The sequence below is a fragment of the Paraburkholderia sp. SECH2 genome, assembly GCF_030464795.1.
Taxonomy (GTDB): domain Bacteria; phylum Pseudomonadota; class Gammaproteobacteria; order Burkholderiales; family Burkholderiaceae; genus Paraburkholderia; species Paraburkholderia aspalathi.
In genome coordinates this window covers 175,379-194,149 of sequence record NZ_JALPRH010000015.1, presented here as the reverse complement: position 1 = coordinate 194,149, position 18,771 = coordinate 175,379, and the positions used below count along the sequence as shown (strand labels likewise).

Here is an 18,771-nt window from a genome sequence, read left to right as displayed (position 1 = left end):
TTAAGCTAACTGATACTAATTGCCCGTAAGGCTTGATCCTATAACAGGTGTGTTTTGTGTCGATCAGTGTTAGCGCTTCAGCGCTTACAGTGATCCCACCCCCGAAGGGGGGCAGGACACCACGCACGGTTGAGTGATCAGTGTTGTGCCAGAAACAACACAACCCCCCTCTGGTGAGCATCACCAGAAACTACTTCTTCCAGATTGGTTGTATTGCTCCACGAGCAGTACGACAACAAGTCATGCCTGATGACCATAGCGAGTCGGTCCCACCCCTTCCCATCCCGAACAGGACCGTGAAACGACTCCACGCCGATGATAGTGCGGATTCCCGTGTGAAAGTAGGTAATCGTCAGGCTCCCCAGCATGACCAGAAACCCCACCCCGCAAAGGTGGGGTTTCTGCGTTTACGGCCCTGAAAATTCCGTCAGCAACGCCACTCACTCCTTCCCGATCCGCAGCGCGTTCGCGTACCCCGTCAACTCCAGATAGGCACGTCCAACTTCCGCGCCGTCACAGCTCACCCGCACTGCACCCTCCCAATACACTGCACCCGTCGACTGACGGGAATCGAGTTCCTGGTCGTCCATCAACGGATCGAGGCGCCACGTAAGCGCGCCGGTTTTGACCGTCATCGATACGGGATACGACGTGTTCGTGCGTGGCGAGCGCCATGTGCGAATTGGAGTGAAATCGACCTGATCGCGGCCGAACGTTGCCACTTGGCCGTCGCGATTTCTGAGTGCAGCATGTGCCCATGTTGCGTGTCCATCGCGACTGCGGACCTTGAAAGCCATCAAGGCTGAACCGTCCGCCAGATTGGCGCCGAGCCAATCCCATCCGACCGCGTCGGCATCGAGCAGCGTGCTGGACCATTCGTGATCGAGCCACGCCGCGCCGGTAACGGCCGTTTCGCCCGTCGATTTGCTGCCCGCCGAGACCGGTCGAACTACGCTGCCAGTCACGCGCAATTGTGGCTCGCTGTAGTAATAGCTTGCCTGTTCCGGCCGTGGACCCTTGCGCGAGTAGCCGTGTTCGCCCTGGACCAAAGGAGCCTGCGTCGGCGTCAGTGCGAGGCGCAGCGCGAATCCGTTCGCGTCCACTGTAACGTCGTAGTGACCGTCGCCGGCACGGACGATTTTCCATGCATCGAGTTTGACGTCGGTATTGTCTGGCTTCGCATATGCCAGCCCGAAGCCTTGGCGGGCAATGCGCTGATCGTGCGTCAGATGACCAAGCGCAGGATCGCTTAACGCGGCGTGGGCGATGATCAATTGCGATGGTGCGAACGCACTCGGGTCCGCTGCGTCGTGACCGGTTGCCGAGCGAAAGAAGGTGATCTGGAAACCGAGCGGCTGATTGTCCGGTGTCGTGAGCCAGCCTGTTGCGTACCACCACTCGGTGCGAAAAGCCGGGTGTGCGCCGCTATCTTGCGGCAGCACGATCGAATGGTCCGGCATGACCGCTGCGAACTCCGGTGTCGCGGCTACCGCAGATGCTGTAGCCACCAAACCCAAGCAAAGCAACGCCGCATGAATCGCAGCGTTCAGCCTTCGTGCACTTGCCAGGCGCCGCGGCGCAGCCGATGACCTGCCTGGAACGCTGTGCGCCAGGCGGACGCGACCAGTTCGACAGGAGCATGTAGTCACTCGACACGCCACTTGATACATCGCTCGATACGTCGCTTGATACGCCGATCCATACGCCGCGTCATACATCGATTCCCGCACCACCTCCCGCGACGACCCACCCATCACCAATCCTCCTTCACCGCGCGCACCGCATCCACCGACACCGCGCCTCGTCCCGCAATTACCGCCGTCGAACACGACGAAGCCAGCATCACCAACGCCACCGTGCCGAGCACTGTCCATGGAACGTGCAGCGACATGCTCCAGTGAAACGACTGCGGATTGACGACGAACACCAGGATCAGGCTGATCGCGAATCCAAGAACGAAGCCCATCGCGATGCCGCAAGCGGTGAGCATCCCGCCTTCGAGCGCAAGAATCGCGAGAACCTGCGAGCGGGTCACGCCCACATGCCGCAGCATGCCGAACTCACGGGCCCGTGCGAGTGTCTGCGCGGAAAACGTCGCCGCGACGCCGAACAGGCCGATCACGATCGCGACTCCCTCGAGAAGATAAGTGACGGCAAAACTTCGATCGAAAATAACCAGCGTACGCGCGCGGATTTCGCCCGGTTGCGACAGGGTCAGCGATGCGCCGAAGGGCAGCGCACGCAGGCCGGCCATCACGCGTTCGACGCTCGTTCCCGGTTGAACGGTGACAGCCACATCCGTCGCGCCAGTGTCGGCGGTTAGGCGTCGATAATCCGCAAGCCGTATCTGAATCGCACCGGTCTGCCGCACGTAATCACGCCATACACCGGCTACAACGAACACGTGGCCGCGCTCACCAAGCGGTAACTGCACGCGCTGACCAAGCTTGTACCCATATAGATCGACCATTGCTTCGGATACCCAAACAGGTGTCTCGCCCTCATGCAACTCGGACGGAGGCAGCACCGCCCCGGTCATCTGCAGATTTGCACCCGGATCAGCGGCGTCGATTTCACGGGCGAGCACGGCGATGTCCGGCCGTGCAGGATCGAGCGTGAGATGCGAGGTACGAGCGAACGCTGCCGTCTTGATGCCGGGCACGGTACGCAGCAGAGTCTGTTCGTCGGGGCGCAAGCCACCGGTGTCGCCGTTCGGTGCCACGCGAACGTACAGATCGGCCGAGAGCAGGTGGCCCAACCAGTCTTCGACAGAAACACGGAAGCTCGCCACCATGATCGCCATCGCGACGATCAGCGCGAAGCTTGACAGCACGCCGCCCATTGCGATCGATGCATGGCCTGGCGCATTCGCGAGACGCGCCAATGCCAACGTGCTCGCCGCGCCAGCCCGACGCCGCGCGCCAATAGCACGGCTTGCCGCGCCAAAGATCAAAGCCGTCACGCGCGGCATCAGCGCAATCCCACCGACCAGCAACAGCGCAACCGCCAGATAGCCGCCAATAGGCGCATCGAACAGAGGCGGCACTTGAGTGAGCACGGCGGCAACCAGCAGACATGTCAACGCGGGCCAAGGCGTAGCGAGCCGGGCTAGTGCGCCTTCTTCGGCACCGGCTTTGAGCGCCGCCGCGGGCTGCGCACGCGCCGCCTCCAACGCGGGGGCAAGACTGCCTAATACCGACACGGCGATGCCGAGCATCAGAAATAGTGCGGTCGCGAGCGGCTCGAAACCGACGCGCGGTTGCACGCCGGGAAAGTAGCCGCCGCCCAGATCGCTGCCGAAAAAACGCAACGCGCCGCTCGCCATCGCATAGCCAAGCGCGAGTCCGGACAGCGAACCGAGGAGGCCGAGCAGTGCGCCTTCCATCAGGATCTGGCGCAGCAACTGGCCGCGCGTCAGTCCAAGCACGCGCAGCATTGCGAACTGGGCACGGCGTCGCACGACGCCCAGTGCCTGCGTCGAAAACACGAGGAACGCGCCAGTGAAAAGCGCCACCAGCGCGAGCACGTTCATATTGATTCGATAGGCGCGCGACAAACGATCGGTGCGGCTTTCGGCGTCGCGCGTCTCGGAGATCACCCACCGGCTGCCGAGTTGCGCTTGCAGATCACGTTTGAAGCGTTCGCGATCGACGCCGCGTTCGAGTTGCACGTCGATGCGCGACAGCTTGCCCGCCTTGCCGAACTTCCACTGAGCGGCGGCAATATCCATCACCGCAAGCCGCTGTCCCGGCCGCGTTCTCACGAGACCGCCAGCCACACGAAAGTGCACGATCGACGTGCCGCTTTGCAGCGCCACGTCATCGCCGATCTTCACGTTCAACCATTGTTGCGCCGCCGCCGAGAGAAACACCGTATCGGCTGCGAGCGTATCGAACGGCCGATCGGGCGACGGCACGCCAATCAGGTCAGGCGCAATGCGGCTTGCCTTGAATACATCGATACCGAGTACTGGCAACGCGGCGCTCTGATCCGGCACGGTCACATCGAGAGCGAGTACCGGACTCGCCAGCGCCACGCCAGGCTCAGCGGACAAACGCGGGTAGATGGATTCGTCGAATAAAGGTTGCGCACCGCGCACCTGCAGATCGGCCTCGCCCGACAGGCTGCGCGCCGCCGCCGAGAATTCATTGAAGGCCGCACTGTTGATCAATTGAACGGCGTAGCCAAGCGCGACGCCGAGCGCGATCGTTGCGATTGCAACCAGTGCGCGTCCGCGATGACTGTGCCACTCTGCGCCCAACAGCCAACGCGCGAGCCTGCGATGACCTCGCATTCGTTCCAGTGGGCGCGGGTCAGCGTGCATCATCAGCTGAACGCGCAGCGGATCGAGCGTCGGGGGCCGAGCCGGAAAAGGCGTTGCGCCCCAATGAAGCATGCAAACCGCCGTCGCTCAGAATCAGAATGCGGTCCGCCACTGCCGCGGCCGCCTCCGAGTGCGTGACCATGATGGTGGCCGCCCCGGTTGCCTTGCTTTGCGTGCGGAACAGGCCGAGTACTTCGTGTGCGGTATCGGGATCGAGGTTGCCGGTGGGTTCATCGGCGAGAATCAGTTTCGGACGATGCACGAGTGCCCGCGCAATGGCGACGCGTTGCAACTCGCCGCCCGACAACTGCCGCGGAAAATCATCGCCACGGCCGCTCAAACCCACGGCCGCGAGCATATCGAGCGCGCCGGCCATGGGCAGCTCGTTTAACAGAAGAGGCAGCGCGACATTCTGCGCAAGCGTCAGATGAGGCAGCACGTGAAACGCCTGAAACACGAAGCCCAGTTTTTGCCGGCGCAAGCGCGTCGCCGCGTTGTCATCCAGACGCGAGACGGCGCTGCCGTCGATGATCACGTCGCCGCTATCCGCGCTGTCGAGCCCGGCAATGAGATTGAGCAACGTCGATTTGCCGACGCCGGAGTCACCCATGATCGCGACGAATTCACCCGGCGCGAGCGTGAAATCGAGGTGCGCCAGCACGATGCGGCCGGCGCCATACGTCTTGCCAAGCCCGCGGCATTCGAGCGCGGGAACGACACCTTCATCACGAAGCAGCATGCGGTATCCGATAAGTCTGGCCGGTGAGGGCGGCGTCCAGGCGTGCGAAGAACTACCGTACTACGCACGAGCGTCGGCCCCTGAACCGCCGAAGTATATTCGGGTTCTGTAAGGCTCGCAGGCGAGCGCCGCCATAGCCCGATACCTGTCCGATAATGAACCGCCACCCGGATCGACAGGGTCTTTTCGGGCTCGCGCCGACGCTTCTTTAGAGTGCCGGATCAAAAAAATTTTCTGCTCGCGGACGCGCTAAATTTTCGCCGGCGGCTCGAAATCGGCTTTGATGGCGTGTCGTGCACCAGAATGATTTATTTCGGCGCGATCGTCTCGTCTAAGCGCCTATGCAAGAGCGGCTAATCGCCCGCCAATTGCTTTCTTCTTCATGTAAAAAGCATGGTGTATACCCTGGGGAAATTGCTTTGTGCGTCTGCACATTTTTCGGCGTTTCGCAAGGGCACACGTGGCAACAAAGCATTACCAACGGCGTTGCAGCGTTGTTGCGCTGCAAAAGTATTCTTATCTTGGTAATCTCCCACCCTTGGTCATTCGACTGCGGGTAAACGTGAGGCAGGCAGCACTGCTTCGACGTCGATTTCAGCGAAATCCAGCCTACATATCCATTTCAATGCTTTCGTTTTTGAAGGCATTGATGCGGCGTTTTGTATTTCAAGTTTTCAACAGAACACATGCCATTGCCTCCGCTTCTTAGCCTACTCATCTGGATCCCTATTGTCGCCGGCCTGGTGGTTTTGCGTGCCGGATCGGACGCGGCACGTGGCCGCACGCGATGGCTCGCGTTGATCGGCGCGATAGCGGGTTTCCTGCCGGTGATTCCGCTCGTATCGAATTTCCGCAACGACGTGACGTCGATGCAGTTCGTCGAGAACGTCCGCTGGTCGCCCACGTTCGATATCGCGTGGCACGTGGGGGTGGATGGCATTTCGCTGTGGCTCGTCGCGTTGACCGCGCTGACCACGATCATCATCGTGGTCGCCTCGTGGGAGTCGATCACCGAGCGCACCGCGCAGTACTTCGGCGCCTTCCTGATGCTGTCGGGTTTCATGCAGGGCGTGTTCACGTCGATGGACGGCATGCTGTTCTTCATCTCGTTCGAAGCGACGCTGATTCCGCTGTACCTGCTGATCGGGACATGGGGCAATTCGAACCGCTCGTATGCCGCGGTGAAGTTCTTCTTCGTCTCGTTCCTCGGCTCGCTGATGATGCTGATGTCGATGCTGTACCTGTATGCGCAGACGCACAGCTTCGACCTCGCGCTGTGGCGTGAAACTCGCCTCGGCACCTGGCCGCAGGTCCTGATCTTCCTCGGCTTCCTTGCTGCGTTCGGTGTGAAGGTGCCGATGTGGCCGCTGCACACGTGGCTGCCTGACGTCCACCTCGACGGCCCGACCGGCGCCGCGGTAATGATCGGCATGCTCAAGCTGGGCGGCTACGGTCTGCTGCGTTTCGCGTTGCCGATCGCCCCGCAAGCCAGTCATTTCTTCGCGCCGATGATGATCACGCTGTCGCTGGTCGCGGTGATCTATTCGAGCCTGCTCGCACTCGTGCAGACCGACATGCGCCGCCTGCTCGCGTATTCGACGATCGCGCACATGGGCCTCGTGACGCTCGGCCTGTTCGTCTTCAACCGTATCGGCCAGGCCGGTGCGATCGTGCAGATGCTGTCGTACGGCGTGGTGTCCGGCGCGATGCTACTGTGCACGGGCATGCTCTTCGACCGCACGAAGACGGCTTCGATCGCCGAATACGGCGGCGTTGCCAACACCATGCCGCGCTTCGCCGCGTTCGTGATGCTGTTCTCGATGGCCAATATCGGCCTGCCGGGTACCTCGGGTTTTGTCGGCGAGTTCATGGTGCTGATGGGCGCGATCCGCTTCAATTTCTGGATCGGCGCAATCGCGGCCTCCACGCTGGTCCTGAGCGCGGCCTACACGCTGTGGATGTACAAGCGCGTGATTTTCGGCGCGATTGCCAATGCACGCGTCGCGAAGCTTCAGGACCTCGGCAAGCGCGAGTTCGTGTTGCTCGGCGCGATGGCGTTGCTGGTGCTGGCCATCGGCATCAATCCGAAGCCGTTCACCGATGCGATCGACCCGTCGGTCGGCACGCTGCTGGCGCAATCGGAACGCAGCCTGCATCCGTCAGACTCCGTACCGGCTGACGGTGGCGAGCATCTGCAGGCTGCGGCTCCCGCTACTGTCGCGGCACGCACACCGGGCTGATCAAAACAAGGCGCGTGTCGCAGGTGCAACATCCGTCGCCAGGATGTTGCCTGTGCGGACGCGCCTTTGTCGCACCCGTACATACGTCCTTTCTGAGCATCCGCGCAGCCTAATCGCTCAGGTCACGCTGCGTTTTAATGCCTGTTTAAAGGGACTTTTGTGATCTGGCGATTCCGCCGGCACTTCGCAATAGCGCATTGCAAACCCTCACGTGCGCACAGCAGTGCGGCAACATGTCACACGGTGTTGCGGCGCAATAGATCGTTGCGAAAACGAGTGTTTATATCCCCTTGACGACCCCCTATTATGCGATCGCTTACTAATGGAGAGCGGTCGAATGACGTTCGTTGAAGTCGTAGAAGAAAGGCAATGGATATGAAAGGAAAAACGCTGCGAGGGTCGGCAGGTTTCCTTTCCGCCGGCCTTGTGTTGTTGCTCTCGGGTTGCAGCAACCTCGATGTTTTGAATCCGAAGGGGAGTGTGGGGCTGGCTGAACGTGAGCTGATTGCCACGTCGGTCTGGGCCATGCTGATCGTGGTCGTTCCGGTTATCGCGCTCACGCTGCTGTTCGCATGGCGCTATCGCGCGTCGAACAGGAATGCCGAATACAAGCCGGGCTGGGTGCATTCCACCGGCATCGAAATCGCCATCTGGACGATTCCGACGCTGATCATCCTGTTCCTCGCCGTGCTGACGTGGAAGAGCACACACGAGCTCGATCCGTATAAACCGCTCGAGTCTCAGGTCAAGCCGATCAACGTCGAAGTCGTCGCACTCGACTGGAAGTGGCTCTTCATCTATCCCGACCTCGGCATTGCATCGGTGAACCAGCTGGCGTTCCCGGTCGGCACGCCGGTGAACTTCCTCATCACGTCCGACACGGTGATGAACTCCTTCTTCATTCCGCAACTCGGCGGCCAGATCTACGCGATGGCGGGTATGCAAACGCGTCTGCATCTGATCGCCGACGAGGCCGGCAACTACGCAGGCACCGCGGCGAACTTCAGCGGCAAGGGCTTCTCGGACATGAAGTTCCGCGCGCTCGCCACGTCGCCCGACGAGTTCAACGCGTGGGTCAGCAAGGTCCGCGCCTCGTCCGACCGTCTCGACATGGACCGCTATCACGCGATGTCGGCGCCTACCGAGAAGGAGCCGGTGCGCTACTTCTCGTCGGTCGATCCGAAGCTCTTTCACAACATCATTGCCCGATACAACAACGGTAACGTCCTCGACAACATGAACGACGCTAACTGTGCGCCAAAGGGTAAGGGGTAACGCATGTTCGGAAAACTTACGCTCGATGCGATTCCGTATCACGAGCCAATCATCGTGGGCGCGGGCATCTTCATGGCGCTCGTCGGGTTGGCCGTGCTCGGCACGGTCACCTATCTCGGCAAATGGCGCTACCTGTGGACGGAATGGCTGACCTCCGTCGACCATAAGAAGCTCGGCATCATGTACATCATCGTGGCGATGATCATGCTGCTGCGCGGCTTCTCGGACGCGATCATGATGCGTCTGCAACAGGCGCTCGGCTATATGAGCCCGGGTTATCTGCCGCCGCATCACTACGACCAGGTGTTCACGGCCCACGGCGTCATCATGATTTTCTTCATGGCGATGGCGTTCATGATCGGCCTGATGAACCTGATCGTGCCGCTGCAGATCGGCGCGCGCGACGTTGCGTTCCCCTTCATCAACTCGTTGAGCTTCTGGATGACCGCTGTCAGCGCGATTCTGATCAACGTGTCGCTGGTGATCGGTGAGTTCGCGCAAACAGGTTGGTTGGCTTATCCGCCGCTGTCGGAGTTGCAGTTCAGTCCGGGTGTCGGGGTCGACTATTACCTGTGGAGTTTGCAGCTCTCCGGTATCGGCACCTTGCTCACCGGCGTGAACTTCTTCGCGACGATCGTAAAGATGCGCGCCCCGGGTATGACCTGGATGAAGATGCCGGTGTTCACGTGGACCGCGCTCTGCACCAACGTGCTGATCATGGCCTCGTTCCCGATCCTGACCGTGACGCTCGCGTTGCTCGGTCTGGACCGCTACCTCGGCATGCACTTCTTCACGAACGACGGCGGCGGCAACGCCATGCTGTACCTGAACCTGATCTGGGCATGGGGTCACCCTGAGGTGTACATCCTGATCCTGCCGGCGTTCGGTATTTTCTCGGAAGTCGTGGCCACCTTCGCCAAGAAGCCGCTTTTTGGCTACAAGACGATGGTATGGGCGACCTGCGCGATCATGGTGCTGTCGTTCCTCGTGTGGCTGCACCACTTCTTCACGATGGGTTCGGGCGCTGACGTCAACGCGTTCTTTGGTATTGCGACGATGGTGATTGCGATTCCAACCGGCGTGAAAGTGTTCAACTGGCTGTTCACGATCTACAAGGGCCGTCTGGAATTCACCACGCCCGTGCTGTGGACGATCGGCTTCATGATCACGTTCACGATCGGCGGGATGACCGGTGTGATGATGGCGATCCCGGGCGCGGACTTCGTGCTGCACAACAGCCTGTTCCTGATTGCTCACTTCCACAACGTGATCATCGGTGGCGTGCTGTTCGGTTATCTGGCCGGATTCAACTACTGGTTCCCGAAAGCGTTCGGTTTCAAGCTGAACGAAAAACTCGGCAAGGCTGCGTTCTGGTTCTGGCTGGTCGGTTTCTATGTCGCGTTCATGCCGCTGTACGTGCTCGGCTTTATGGGTATGACGCGTCGTCTGAACCATTACGACAATCCGGCATGGCATCCGTGGCTGATCCTCGCTGCGTTCGGCGCAGGGCTGATCGCTATCGGTATTGCCTGCCAGCTGGCGCAGCTGTACGTCAGTATCCGCGACCGCAATCTGCCGCAAAATCGCGACGTCTCGGGCGATCCGTGGAACGGTCATACGCTGGAATGGGCGATGAGCTCGCCGCCGCCGGTGTACAACTTCGCGATCATCCCGACGGTGCGCAAGCTGGACGCGTTCACCGACATGAAGTCGCGTAAAGCGCCGCAAGCAGAGCCGGTGTATCGCGACATTCATATGCCGTCGAATACGTCAGCAGGTCTGCTGGTTGGCCTGTTCTCGCTGGCGCTCGGCTTTGCCGGTGTGTGGCACATCTGGTGGCTTGCGATCGTCGGCCTGGTCGGTGCAATCGGCACGGTGATCATCTATAGCTTCCAGGACAACGACGGCTATTACATCCCGGCCGACACGGTCGCGTTGATTGAAGAAAAACGCTCCGGCGCTGGTGCCCACATTGCGGTAGAGGTGGACTGATGCTACAGAAGACTATTGCGGTTCAGCCGCATCTCGCGCCGGACCATGTGCCGTCGCAATCGGTATTCGGTTTCTGGCTGTACCTGATGACCGACTGCATCATCTTTGCCGCGCTCTTCGCCGTATTCGCGGTGATGGGCCATCAGTTCGCGGGTGGCCCGACCGGTAAAGATCTGTTCGAGATCCCGGGCGTCGCGCTTGAAACGTCGATGCTGCTGTTGAGCAGTATCACGTACGGCTTCGCGATGCTGGGCGCGCACAAGAACCGGAAGGGCGTGCTGCTCTTCTGGCTCGGCGTGACCTTCCTGCTGGGTCTCGCGTTCCTCGTGCTGGAAATGCGCGAGTTTTCGCACCTGATCGCACAGGGTGCGGGCCCGAGCCGCAGCGCGTTCCTGTCGTCGTTCTTTACGCTGGTCGGCACGCACGGTTTGCACGTTACTTGCGGCCTGATCTGGATGGTGGTGCTCGCCGTGCAGGTGATGCGTCATCGCGATCTGACCGAACGCGACATGATTCGCCTAACGTGCCTGAGCCTGTTCTGGCACTTTCTGGACGTCGTGTGGATTGGCGTCTTCACCTTTGTCTATCTTGCGAGCGTGATCTAAATGGACCATAGCCATCACTCACACCTGGCGCACCCGGACGAAGGGCACGGCGGTGAAAGTCACGGCAGCTTCGGCAGCTATACGGTGGGTTTCATTCTCTCCGTCATCCTGACTGCCGCGGCCTTCGGTCTCGTCCTCAACGGGACGTTGACCGGCGAGAACGCTCTGCTCGCAATCGCAGGCCTCGCGTTTGTGCAGATCGTCGTGCACCTGATTTTCTTCCTGCACATGAACGCGTCGTCGGCACAGCGCTGGAACGTCATGGCGTTCGGCTTCACGGTGCTTACGGCTGTGATTCTGATCGTCGGGTCATTGTGGATCATGCATAACGTCAGCATGCATATGATGTCCCGCTAGGCGGAAAACGTAGCCATTTGAGAAAAAGCCCCGCAAGGTGAAAACTTTGCGGGGCTTTCTTCATGAGTTCCGAAGGCGCACGATTCGGACACCGCGCCACGATTCGAGATTGACCTGCCTCGAAACACACGTTAGCATCGTTTCCATGATCGCATCTATCCATTCCCGTTCGCATTCTTTGCACGCATGCTGTTGCAGCCTGCCAAGGGGAGCTTGCGTCTAGAGAGTCGATCTGTACACGTCCGTATTCCTGAGGCCACCCGTCACAAGACCGGTGGCTTTTTGTTTTGATCTTTTCGTTTTCGCTCTCACGCACTTACGTTCACTAACGCGCTCAACACCACAGGAATTCACATGCCACTCGTCCTGTACGACACCTGGTCGCGCACCTTACGCGCTTTCACGCCGATTCAAGCGGACCATGTGGGGCTGTATTGCTGCGGTCCAACCGTGTACGACCACGCGCATATCGGCAACCTTCGCACCTACGTATTCGAAGACGTGCTGCGCCGCGTGCTGACATTGAACGGCTACACCGTGCGGCACGTCGTCAATATCACCGACGTCGGTCATCTGGTTTCCGATGCCGACGAAGGCGAAGACAAAATGGAGAAGGGCAGCCGCCGCACCGGCGAATCGGCGTGGGCGATCGCCGAGCGATATACCGAAGCCTTCATGAGCGACTGGCACGCGTTGAACCTGCTCGAGCCTGCCCTCTGGTGCCGCGCAACCGATCACATCGTCGAGCAGATCGATTTCATTGCCGGCCTCGAACGCAACGGCTATACGTACCGCACGGCCGACGGCGTCTACTTCGACACGAGCAAACAGGACGATTACGGCTTTCTCGCACGTCTCGATGTCGCCGGCCTGCAGGCCGGCAAGCGTGTGGCGTTAGGAGAGAAACAGCACGCAACGGATTTCGCGCTATGGAAATTCAGTCCGCCGGACACCATGCGGCAAATGGAGTGGGATAGCCCGTGGGGCCGGGGTTTCCCCGGTTGGCATATCGAGTGCTCGGCGATGTCGGCGAAATACCTCGGCTCGTGGTTCGACATTCATTGCGGCGGAGAGGATCACATCGCCGTGCATCACAGCAATGAAATCGCGCAGACTCAGGCACGCCATGGAACCCGCCTCGCGAACTTCTGGATGCACGGCCATTTCCTCACGCTGGACGCCGGCAAGATGTCGAAGTCGGGCGGCGATTTCGTGCGGTTGCAGACGTTGATCGATCGAGGCGTCGATCCGCTCGCGTATCGCTACTTGTGCCTCAGCGCGCATTATCGGAGCACGCTGCGCTTCAATCTCGAAGCGCTCGATGCCGCGCAATCTGCGTTGGACCGTTTGCGTCGAGCCTATGTGCAATGGCCCGAAGGAGGCGCGCCCGATGCGAACAGCGTCGAACGTTTCAAGGCCGAGGTCGACCAGGATCTGAATCTGCCGCGCGCGCTCGCCGTGCTGTGGGATGTGGTGAGAAGCGATCTCCCGGCGGCGACGCGACGGGCGACGGTCGATCGATTCGACGCCGTGCTAGGACTCCGGCTCGCCGACTGGAAGGAAGATGTGCCTGATGTTCCCGCCGATATCGCGCTTCTCTTCGATGCGCGTGACAAGGCCCGCGCGGCCAAGGACTGGAGCGAGGCCGATCGTCTGCGCGAGCAATTAAGAGCTGAAGGCTGGCTCGTGGAAGACGGTCCGGGTGGGCAGGTGCTGCGTCCGCGCGATACAGGGAAGTAACGATACCCTGGCGTGGCAATGAGAAGTAGACGGGTCGCCATGCTGGCCCGTCTATCCTCACGCTTCACGCGGTTTCTCGCGATGCCTAAAGCGGCACCACGACAGGCTCGGAGTGGCAAGGCGGCTTGCCGTATGGGACATGGACAGGCCCACAACCCCAATGAATCGGCGGACACTCCCAGCCGCGCCGAACGACAATAGGCGGCATCATCCCGCCGGGGCAAGCAGACGGTGCTTCCCGCGTGAGGTAGGCGATGCCGCCGCGGACGGATTGCGAAGCCGCGCGGTCGAGCTCATCGGCGCGGGGCAAATCTTTGAGAACTAGCGTTTTCATGGTGGATCTCCGGTAGGGTTGGATTAACAGTGAGCCCGGGTATCGCCGCGCTCATTGATTCCCTTTGCACACACCATGCCATCCGCCGCAAAGCGGCATGGCGTCCACATCAACCGATCTCGCGCGCGCAAGATGGTTGAGATACACCGACTCGTGACGCTATGGTGTTGGTGCACCACCAACAGCTACGCCCGTTGCGAGCATTCGCTACGCCCACCGGAATTGCGGGCACAATGGGCAACCTCGCGCCACTCGCGCACGAATCGCCGATTTCCATTAGCAAGCAAAGGAGGATGTATGAGCCAGCAGAAAGCCATCGAATATTCCGCAGCTTCGCCTGAAGTCAAAGCCGTCTATGACGACATCAAGCAGACCCGCCAGGTCGACGACGTCAATAACTTCTGGAAATACATCGCCCAGCATCCGCCTACGCTCGCGCGCACCTGGGACAGCCTGAAGGACGTGATGGCGCCGGGGGCGCTCGATCCGCTGATCAAGGAATTGCTTTACGTCGCGGTGAGCGTGACAAACAACTGCGGGTACTGCGTCGCGAGCCATACGGCTGCGGCCCGCCGCGCGGGTATGACCGATGAGATGTTTGGCGAACTGCTGGCGGTGGTCGGTATGGCGAACGAGACCAACCGCCTCGCGGTGGGGTATCGCGTGCCGATCGACCCCGCCTTCGAGTAAGGTCGTCGAGTAAGGGCGCGCGCTCAGCCCCGCGCTTAACCCTGCACGCCGCGCCATCCGGCGAGCAGTGCGGGCAGGTCGGCCATGTCGCGGAAGACGTGAACCGCGCCGGCGCCATGCAAGGCGGTAGCGCTGCTGTGGCTCAGTTCTTTCGGACAGTAGCCGAACACTGTGGCGCCGGCGGCTACGCCTGCCGTGACGCCCGTGACGGTATCGTCAACCACGGCGCAACGTTGCGGTTCTACGCCCAGGCTTGCGGCTGCGGCCAGATAGACGTCGGGATACGGCTTGTTGCGCGGTGTTTCGTGACCGCTGGAGATGCGCCCTTCGAAGCAGTCGAGAATACCGGCCTTCACCAGTTGCAATTCCACTTTGATGCGATCCGCGCCGGACGCGACAGCAATGCGTCCGTTGAGCGACGCATAAAGCGCGCGCACTGCCGACGCCGCGCCGTCAATCGCCACCAGCTCGCGATCGAGTGCCTCATTGCGGCGCGCACGAAATTGCATGAGCCATTCCGTTGTAATCGCGAAGCCGGTGCGCGCTTCGATGAGTGCGGCTTCATCCCTGACGGCCTTGCCGACAAAAATTTGCATCGCCTCTTCAACGCTCAATTGCCAGCCTAACTCGCCGAGCATTTCGGTGAGCACGCGGCTAGTGATGGGTTCGGAGTCGACGAGCACGCCGTCGCAGTCGAAAAGTACGGCGTCGAAAGGGAAATCGGCCATCGGGCAGGGTACGGAAAGTGGTCGCGGAACCGGCAAGGATACCTCACCGGCTCGCGCGACGCTGCGCAACGGCCCCAATGGAATCAGGACCCTGCAGCCTTATACCCGTCACTCAGCGTTTTCATGAACGCGATGATGTCCTGAATGTCCTGATCCGTCATGGCCGGCTGATCCCCGAACTTGCGATCGAACGGTGCATCGGCCACGTCGACATTGGCGTGATACTGCGCCGGCAGATCGTTGTACTTCTGTACCTTGCCCGAAGCATCGCGCGGATAGATTTTCTCGGGCGCCGTGTTGCGCAGGTTGTAGAAGTCCATGACCTGCTTGAGGTCGTGATACACGCCGTTGTGGAAGTACACCTTGCGCTCGGCAACATTGCGCAGGGTTGGCGTCAGGAACATCCCGCAGTACTGCGTCTCCTTCTTCATGTCGTCACGGAACGGCCCGCACACACCCATATCGAAGAACTTCGGATCCTTGTTGGCCGGAATGGCCGGATTCCGCGGCACGCCAAGGGCCTCGTACTGCGTGTCGGTGAACACCGGCGGCAAGCCATCCTTGCTGGGCTGGCTCAAGTGGCATCCCGCGCAATTAGCCTTGTCCTTATCGTTGAACAACTGCAAGCCATGCAATTCGGCGTGGGTCAGCCGCGCTTTACCTTCGAGCCAGTAATCGTACTTGCTGGTAAACGCATGAAACGACTGATCTTCGGTTTGATACCGTCCCACTGCGAACATGGCTTCCGAGATCAGCAGGCTCGGATTGTTGACGATGCCCGCTCCGAAGATCTGTTTGAACTGGTCCAGATATTTGGTTTGCAGCAGCTTGCGCGCGACATCCTCTTGCGTCGCGTTGGCCATCTCCACTGGATTCATCAGCGGACCGATTGCCTGGATTTGCAGCGTATCGGCGCGGCCGTCCCAGAACAGGCCGCCCTGCGGCACCATCGCCGGCGCGGCCGGTGCGGCAAGCGCCGTTTTCTGTGCGCGCTGCACGCCGGCGGCCTGCGTCGCCAGTTGTGTCATATCGACGGGCACGTCCGTATCGCCCTGATCCGGCCCGATGCTGAATGGCGCCTGACGGTACAGATACGTCAGCGACGGCGGCGGCCGATAGCCGGCCTGATTCATGTGCGCGCCGCCGAGTTGAACCGGAAACGCGTTATCCGGCGCGTACGAATGCTGTGCCGAGTGGCACGACGCACACGACTGCGTACCCGAGGCCGACAACGTCTGGTCGTAGAAAATCTGTTTGCCGAGCAGCGCAACTGCGCTCAGCGGCGCGTCCTGCGGACGCATCAAATGAACCGGATTGGGATTCGCGCCGGTGATTTCCTCGACGATCGAACCCACTGCGGGCGGCATCCGTTCCGGGTAGACGAGTGCGTACGCGCAAACCACAGCGAGCGCGAGCACGATGCCGACGGCGCTCCACACGAGCAGCCTGAGCCAGGCGCGACGGGTAATGACGGGACCCGGCTCACCGCCGGCAGGCAGATGCGGGGGCAGCACGGCGTCTGAAGGATGATTCATGGCGGTAGTGACAAGTGATTCGATCAGGTGCGACCAAAAAGCAAATCGAGCCAGCACGTTTGCACTGGCTCGACGCCCAACTACAGCTTGATGTGTTTCGTGTTCTTCCTCGTGCTGCGTGTCGCGTCGTCATGCACGAGCCGCGCTCGTACATGACGTGACGGCAGTCGCACCGGAAGGGCAGTCCGCACGTTTGCGGGTCAGCTAGCCGGCGCCGCCGACAGCTTCGTGCCCAGGTTCTCGTCCAGGAACACTGTCGGATTGTTGCCCGAGCCCGAGAAGTTGAACATGTTCATGATGCTGCCTGCCGTTGCATCAAACGAACCACTGCCAATGCGTTGACCGCCGAGCCAGTTGTCTTCGATGAACCTGACCACAGACGCCTGGGTGATCGGCGTATCGTCGACGAAGTTGACCTTCGCCCACGGCGACACCACGATAAACGGCGTACGCGTACCCGGGCCGCAACGGCCGTTCACTGCGCCGCCATTCACGCCCTGCGGTTGCACCGCGCCCGTTGCCGTGCACTGACCCGTGCCGCTCAGGTTGTCGCTGCCGGCGATCGTTGCACCGCCAGCGGATTGCGCCGTGGTCGAGTCGAACGACGCGCTCGTCGGCGCCTTGTAGCGGTGGTCGTACCAACCGTCCGAATCGTCGTAGGCGATGATCACGGCGGTGTTCTTCCAGTCAGGCTGTTGCTGCAGGAAGTTGATCACCTTCGTGACGAAAGCCTGCTCGTCGATCGGATCCGAGTTGCCCGGGTGGCCGTCGCCGACTGCCGGCGCCTTCAGGAAGCTCACCGACGGATAGTTGCCCGCCTTCACCGCAGTGAAGAAGTCGTCGGTGTCGTACTGGTGGTGAACCGGCGTTGCCGTGTTGTCGAGCGGGTCGGTCGCGCCGATCAGCGCCGTCGACGTCGGACGCGTGTGCTTCAGGTTGGCCGTGCTGGCGTAGTACTGGAACCACGCGTGATGCTGCACGTAGTCGGTCTTGGTCGCGTTCAGGACTTGCGAGAACGTCGAGCGTGCGCAACCGGTCGTGCCGTTGGCATTGGTGGTCGTCAGGTTGAAGCCGCCCATGAAGCCGCCCCACGTCAGGCCCTTCGCGTTGAGCAGGTCGCCGATGTTCTTGGACGTCATCGCGCCCGTCACCGTGCTGCCTGCCGCGATCGTGCAGACGTCGCCGGTCGGATCCAGGTCGCCGATCATCGTGAAGCCGCCGGCCGAGTCAGGAATCGCATTGGCCGAGGTTCCGCCCGTCACCACGACGCCGTTGTTCTGGCCGGAGACGACTTCAAGTGCGCCAGGCGTCGACGGACCGTACGTGTCCGTGTACGCATTCTGGTTCATCGCGAAGTTCTGCGCGTAGTTCCACATCGCCGTGACCGTGTTGCCGTCGAAGTAACCGAGCACCTGGCCCTTCGTGGCGAACGCGCCGGTGCTGCCGGCGATCGTCGACCCTGCTGCCGTGAACAGCGGGAACGAGTCCATCGCACCGTTGTTATACGCGAGCTGTTCCGCGGCATACGCGTGGTTCTGGCTCGACGTATTGGCTTGCGAACGATCGAGACGGAACGGCAGCAGGTCGGCGGCCGGCAGGCCGAGACCCGCGATCGTCACGGAACCCACCGTGCGGCCCGCCGTGTTCGGCGAGGTCGACAGCGCGTTCGGGTTCGCGGTGATCAGGTTGTTGGTGCTGAGGTTGTTGACCGACGGCGTGCCTGCGGCTGCGGTGAATTGCGGCTCGCCGACCGGGTTGTTGGCCTGCGGGTAGGTTGCGAAGTAGTGGTCGAACGAGACGTTCTCGCCGAAGATCACCACCACGTGTTTGATCGGCGTGGCTGTCGTGACGGCATCCTGCGCGGACACCGTGACTGTCGGTGTCGATGCAGCCGGCGGCGCGGACGCCGTCGAACTCACGCTATTGTTGCCGCAAGCAGCGAGCGCAAGCATCGCCGCAAACGGGATGGGTAAGAGGGTTCTACGGAACATGTGACTGGCTCCAGATTCGACTTCGCCGTTCAGCGTTTCCAGGTAATGCACGTGTGGATGTTCGCTGGGGATATTGTTAGAAATACAGCTGAGGGTCTTACCGCTAGAAACTGGGCGCATTGAAACACCCGCTGATTAAGATTTGAGGGCGCGAACATTACGTCACCTATCGGCCGCCATTCATTTAGATAACTTTTGCTGTCGTTCCGCTTGCGTGGGGC

14 protein-coding genes and 1 rRNA gene are annotated in these 18,771 nt (G+C 60.9%); 8 read left to right on the top strand and 7 right to left on the bottom strand.

From position 1 onward, the window contains the following. The first annotated feature begins 245 nt into the window (after positions 1-245). Positions 246-358, top strand: a 5S ribosomal RNA gene (gene rrf / locus M0D66_RS23910). An 82-nt stretch (positions 359-440) separates the two neighbouring features. On the opposite strand, the gene M0D66_RS23905 is transcribed toward rrf, so the two are convergent. From M0D66_RS23905 to M0D66_RS23895, 3 genes are all read right to left on the bottom strand, one after another. Next, entirely contained in the window at positions 441-1,460 is a 1,020-nt protein-coding gene (locus M0D66_RS23905) for a carotenoid 1,2-hydratase (protein WP_266211714.1), read from the bottom strand. Positions 1,461-1,753: 293 nt separating this feature from the next. Beyond that, complete coding sequence (locus M0D66_RS23900; RefSeq protein WP_211706382.1) at positions 1,754-4,324, bottom strand: FtsX-like permease family protein; 2,571 nt, start codon at positions 4,322-4,324, stop codon at positions 1,754-1,756. Beyond that, positions 4,314-5,063, bottom strand: coding sequence for an ABC transporter ATP-binding protein (locus M0D66_RS23895; RefSeq protein ID WP_200622115.1), 750 nt, complete (start codon positions 5,061-5,063; stop codon positions 4,314-4,316). Before M0D66_RS23895 ends, M0D66_RS23900 begins: the two co-directional genes overlap by 11 nt. Before the next feature lie 686 nt (positions 5,064-5,749). Between M0D66_RS23895 and M0D66_RS23890 the strand changes: the two genes are divergently transcribed. The 6 genes from M0D66_RS23890 (at position 5,750) to cysS (ending at position 13,272) form a co-directional block, all read left to right on the top strand. Further along, the gene (locus tag M0D66_RS23890; RefSeq protein WP_200622114.1) at positions 5,750-7,303 is read left to right on the top strand and encodes an NADH-quinone oxidoreductase subunit M; all 1,554 of its coding nucleotides are present in this window, start codon (positions 5,750-5,752) and stop codon (positions 7,301-7,303) included. A 375-nt stretch (positions 7,304-7,678) separates the two neighbouring features. Next, positions 7,679-8,578, top strand: a complete 900-nt coding sequence (cyoA, locus tag M0D66_RS23885) for a ubiquinol oxidase subunit II (RefSeq protein WP_200622117.1) — start codon at positions 7,679-7,681, stop codon at positions 8,576-8,578. Between the two features lie 3 nt (positions 8,579-8,581). Then, positions 8,582-10,570 carry a cytochrome o ubiquinol oxidase subunit I gene (gene cyoB, locus M0D66_RS23880; protein WP_200622113.1) on the top strand — a complete coding sequence of 663 codons (1,989 nt, stop codon included), beginning with the start codon at positions 8,582-8,584 and terminating at the stop codon, positions 10,568-10,570. Then, positions 10,570-11,175 (top strand): cytochrome o ubiquinol oxidase subunit III, encoded by a 606-nt coding sequence (gene cyoC, locus M0D66_RS23875; protein WP_054038616.1) that lies wholly within the window; start codon positions 10,570-10,572, stop codon positions 11,173-11,175. The genes cyoB and cyoC overlap by 1 nt, the downstream gene beginning before the upstream one ends. Further along, a complete protein-coding gene (gene cyoD / locus M0D66_RS23870; protein ID WP_093644557.1) occupies positions 11,176-11,532 on the top strand; it encodes a cytochrome o ubiquinol oxidase subunit IV in 357 nt (118 codons plus the stop codon). Positions 11,533-11,886: 354 nt separating this feature from the next. After that, entirely contained in the window at positions 11,887-13,272 is a 1,386-nt protein-coding gene (gene cysS / locus M0D66_RS23865) for a cysteine--tRNA ligase (RefSeq protein ID WP_211706338.1), read from the top strand. A gap of 85 nt (positions 13,273-13,357) precedes the next feature. On the opposite strand, the gene M0D66_RS23860 is transcribed toward cysS, so the two are convergent. Continuing rightward, complete coding sequence (locus M0D66_RS23860) at positions 13,358-13,606, bottom strand: hypothetical protein (protein WP_093644521.1); 249 nt, start codon at positions 13,604-13,606, stop codon at positions 13,358-13,360. Positions 13,607-13,903: 297 nt separating this feature from the next. Here M0D66_RS23860 and M0D66_RS23855 point away from each other — a divergent pair, with 297 nt between their 5' ends. Then, positions 13,904-14,296 carry a carboxymuconolactone decarboxylase family protein gene (locus tag M0D66_RS23855; RefSeq protein WP_093644519.1) on the top strand — a complete coding sequence of 131 codons (393 nt, stop codon included), beginning with the start codon at positions 13,904-13,906 and terminating at the stop codon, positions 14,294-14,296. Positions 14,297-14,331: 35 nt separating this feature from the next. Here the strand turns inward: M0D66_RS23855 and M0D66_RS23850 are convergent, their stop codons facing one another. The 3 genes from M0D66_RS23850 to M0D66_RS23840 form a co-directional block, all read right to left on the bottom strand. Then, positions 14,332-15,024, bottom strand: coding sequence for an HAD family phosphatase (locus tag M0D66_RS23850; RefSeq protein ID WP_200621113.1), 693 nt, complete (start codon positions 15,022-15,024; stop codon positions 14,332-14,334). Between the two features lie 83 nt (positions 15,025-15,107). Beyond that, positions 15,108-16,559 (bottom strand): cytochrome-c peroxidase, encoded by a 1,452-nt coding sequence (locus M0D66_RS23845; protein WP_200621112.1) that lies wholly within the window; start codon positions 16,557-16,559, stop codon positions 15,108-15,110. Positions 16,560-16,759: 200 nt separating this feature from the next. After that, on the bottom strand, positions 16,760-18,550 hold the full coding sequence (locus M0D66_RS23840; protein ID WP_211706339.1) for a phospholipase C: 1,791 nt from the start codon (positions 18,548-18,550) through the stop codon (positions 16,760-16,762). Between the last annotated feature and the right edge of the window lie 221 nt (positions 18,551-18,771).